A 4,012-nucleotide genomic window follows, 5' to 3' on the forward strand; every position below is an offset into this window, starting at 1 on the left:
CGTGTCTCGGGTGTGGTCCGTGTGACGGCGTTGGCCGTGGTGCTGGGGCTGGGTGTGGCGGGGTGTGGCCAGGATTCGGGTGGGAGCCAGGAACGGGACCCGGACGAGGAGGGCGGCACGATCGGGATAGCGATGCCGACACGGTCCTCGGAACGGTGGATCGCGGACGGGGAGAACATGGTCCGCCTGTTCGAGGAAGCCGGGTACGACACCGATCTCCAGTACGGCGAGAACCAGATCGAAAACCAGATCAGCCAGGTCGAGAACATGATCGCCCAGGGAGTGGACCTGCTGGTGATCGCCGCGATCGACGGCTCCTCCCTGGGCAACGTGCTCCAGCAGGCAGCGGACGCGAGTATCCCGGTCGTCTCCTACGACCGGCTGCTGCTGGACAGCGAACACGTCGACTGCTACGCCACCTTCGACAACGAGCAGGTCGGCCGCCTCCAGGGCCAGTACATCGCCGACACCCTGGGCCTGACCGAGAACAGTGACGACACCTTCACCATCGAACTGTTCGCCGGCTCCCCCGACGACAACAACACCCGCTACTTCTACGACGGCGCGATGAGCGTGCTCCAGCCGTTCATCGAATCCGGCCAGCTGACCGTCCGCAGCGGCCAGACCGACCTCAACGAGATCACCACCCAGGGCTGGAGCGGCTCGGAAGCCCAGGAACGCATGGACGACCTCCTCACCGCCGACTACCGCACCCAGCGCCTGGACGCCGTCCTCTCCCCCTACGACGGAATCTCCCTGGGCGTCCTGGCAGCCGTCAAGAGCGTCGGCTACGGCACCCCCGAACAGCCCTTCCCCGTGATCACCGGCCAGGACGCCGAAGTCGCATCCGTCCAGTCCATCATCGCCGGCGAACAGACCCAGACCGTCTACAAAGACACCCGCGAACTGGCACAGCAGGCCGTCGCGATGAGCGACGCACTCCTCAGCGGCCAGGAATGCGAAGCAAACGACACCGAAAGCTACGACAACGGCGTCAAAACCATCCCCTCATACCTCCTCGAACCCGTCAGCATCGACGCCGACAACTACCAGATCATGATCGAAGAAGGCTACTACAGCGAGGAAGACCTCACCTGACCCCCGCGGGAGAGACGGGGCTGCACCAGCACGCAAACACAAACACGGGAGCATGTGTGATGGCAGAGCATGTCCTGGAAATGCACGGCATCGGCAAATCCTTCCCCGGCGTGCGAGCCCTGGACAACGTCGACCTCCGCATACGCCACGGCGAGATCCACGCCGTCTGCGGAGAAAACGGCGCCGGCAAATCCACCCTCATGAAAATCCTCAGCGGCGTCCACCCCCACGGCACCTACGAAGGACAATTCCTCTTCGAAGGCACCCCCTGCACCTTCAAAGACATCCGCGCCAGCGAACGGCGCGGCATCGTCATCATCCACCAGGAACTCGCCCTCATCCCCCACCTCTCCATCGCGGAAAACATCTTCCTGGGCAACGAACGCGCCTCACGCACCGGCATCATCTCCTGGCCCGACACCCTCCGCGAAACCGAAACCCTGATGCGCCGCGTCGGCCTGGACAGCGAACACCCCCAGACCCCCGTCGCCGGCCTCGGCGTCGGCAAACAACAACTCGTCGAAATCGCCAAAGCCCTCGCCAAACGCGTCAGACTCCTCATCCTCGACGAGCCCACCGCCGCCCTCAACGACGAGGACAGCACCAAACTCCTCACCCTCATCACCGGCCTGCGCGACCAGGGCATCCCCAGCATCCTCATCTCCCACAAACTCAACGAGATCCGCCAGATCGCCGACACCCTCACCATCCTCCGCGACGGCCACACCGTGGAAACCCTCCCCGTCCGCCCCACCACCGGCGCACCCCCCACCCTCTCCCAGGACCACATCATCCGCGCCATGGTCGGCCGCGAACTCACCCACTACTACCCCCAACGCACCCCCTACACCGGACCCGACGCCGGCCACACCGCCCTCACCATCACCAACTGGACCGTCCGCCACCCCCTCGACACCACCCGCCGCGTCGTCGACTCCGTCTCCCTCACCGTCGCCCACGGCGAAATCCTCGGCCTCGCCGGCCTCATGGGAGCCGGCCGCACCGAACTCGCCATGAACATCTTCGGCCGCTCCTGGGGCCGCTACGAAACCGGCACCATCCACATCCACAACCAACCCGTCTCCACCCGCACCGTCCCCGACGCCATCAACGCCGGCATCGCCTACGTCACCGAAGACCGCAAAACCTACGGCCTCAACCTCATCGACACCATCGCCCGCAACATCTCCCTCGCCGCCCTCCCCAAAACCACCCGCCACCACCTCGTCAACACCCACACCGAAACCGCCACCGCCGAACGCTTCCGCACCTCCATGAACATCAAAACCCCCACCGTCTTCGAACAAACCGGCCGCCTCTCCGGCGGCAACCAACAAAAAGTCGTCCTCTCCAACTGGATCAACACCCAACCCGACATCCTCATCCTCGACGAACCCACCCGCGGCATCGACGTCGGCGCCAAAGCCGAGATCTACACCGTCATCAACCAACTCGCCGCCCAGGGCAAAGCCATCATCCTCATCTCCTCCGAACTCTCCGAACTCCTCGGCATCTGCGACCGCATCGCCACCATGACCGCCGGCCGCCTCACCGGCACCCTCAACCGCACCGAGGCCACCCAAGAAGCACTCATGCACCTCATGACCCACACCCCCGAAAACCACACCACCACCCCCGAAAACCACACCACCACCACGGACCACCGCCAGGAAGGGTGACATGCCACAGGACACCACCCACCAGACCACCCCCACCCCCACCGGTCTGGCCCACCTCGTCCTCACCTCCCTGCGCACCAACATGCGCCAGTACGGCATGATCATCGCCCTGCTCGCCCTGCTGACCACCTTCCAGATATGGACCGGCGGAGACGTCCTCCTCCCCCGCAACGTCAGCAACATCATCAACCAGAACGGCTACATCCTCATCCTCGCCATCGGCATGATGATCGTCATCATCAACGGCCACATCGACCTCTCCGTCGGCTCCATCGCCGGATTCTCCGGAGCCGCCGCCGCCGTCATGATGCTCGAACACAACATGCCCTGGCCCCTCGCCCTCACCCTCGCCCTCGCCATCGGCGCCGCCATCGGCGCCTGGCAAGGCTTCTGGATCGCCTACATCGGCCTCCCCTCCTTCATCGTCACCCTCGCCGGCATGCTCCTCTTCCGCGGAGCCACCCGCATCCTCCTCGAAGGCCGCACCTGGTCAGGACTCCCCCAAGGCTTCCAGGACATCAACCAGGGCTTCCTCCCCGAAACCGGCCCCCACACCAACTACCACAACCTCACCCTCCTCCTCGGCGCCGCCGTCTGCGCCACCGTCCTCTGGCAGGAATGGCGCAAACGCACCCAACAACAGCAATACGACCTCACCCCCCTCCCCAAAAGCCTCTTCCTCCTCAAATGCACCGCCATCACCACCGCCATCATCGCCTTCACCCTCACCCTCGCCAGCTACCGCGGCACCCCCGTCGTCCTCCTCATCCTCGGCGTCCTCCTCGTCCTCCTCAGCTTCACCATGCGCAACACCATCCTCGGCCGCCACATCTACGCCCTCGGCGGCAACCGCGCCGCAGCCCAACTCTCCGGCGTCAAACACAAACGCGTCACCATGGCCGTCTTCATCAACATGGGCACCCTCGCCGCCCTCGCCGGCTGCGTCTTCACCGCCCGCACCGGCACCGCCACCACCGGCGCCGGCAACCTCTTCGAACTCGAAGCCATCGCCGCCGCCTTCATCGGCGGCGCCTCCATGACCGGCGGCGTCGGCACCGTCCTCGGCGCCGTCATCGGCGGCCTCGTCCTCGGCGTCCTCGACAACGGCATGCAACTCCTCAAAATCGGCGAAGACTGGCAACAAGTCATCAAAGGACTCGTCCTCCTCCTCGCCGTCGCCTTCGACATCTGGAACAAACGCCGCGGCCTCACCACCACCACCTAACCCACCCACC

General features: G+C 65.1%; 3 protein-coding genes. All 3 read left to right on the plus strand.

Annotation, left to right across the window (positions count from 1 at the left end):
* Positions 1–12: 12 nt before the first annotated feature.
* From chvE to mmsB, 3 genes are read left to right on the plus strand one after another with little or no spacing between them, the layout of a single operon-like run.
* Complete coding sequence (gene chvE, locus STBA_RS35310) at positions 13–1,098, plus strand: multiple monosaccharide ABC transporter substrate-binding protein (RefSeq protein ID WP_077063896.1); 1,086 nt, start codon at positions 13–15, stop codon at positions 1,096–1,098.
* Between the two features lie 59 nt (positions 1,099–1,157).
* On the plus strand, positions 1,158–2,777 hold the full coding sequence (locus tag STBA_RS35315) for a sugar ABC transporter ATP-binding protein (RefSeq protein ID WP_079252536.1): 1,620 nt from the start codon (positions 1,158–1,160) through the stop codon (positions 2,775–2,777).
* A gap of 1 nt (position 2,778) precedes the next feature.
* The gene (gene mmsB / locus STBA_RS35320; protein ID WP_253195319.1) at positions 2,779–4,002 is read left to right on the plus strand and encodes a multiple monosaccharide ABC transporter permease; all 1,224 of its coding nucleotides are present in this window, start codon (positions 2,779–2,781) and stop codon (positions 4,000–4,002) included.
* Positions 4,003–4,012: the final 10 nt, after the last annotated feature.

This window comes from Streptomyces sp. MP131-18 (genome assembly GCF_001984575.1).
Taxonomy (GTDB): domain Bacteria; phylum Actinomycetota; class Actinomycetes; order Streptomycetales; family Streptomycetaceae; genus Streptomyces; species Streptomyces johnsoniae.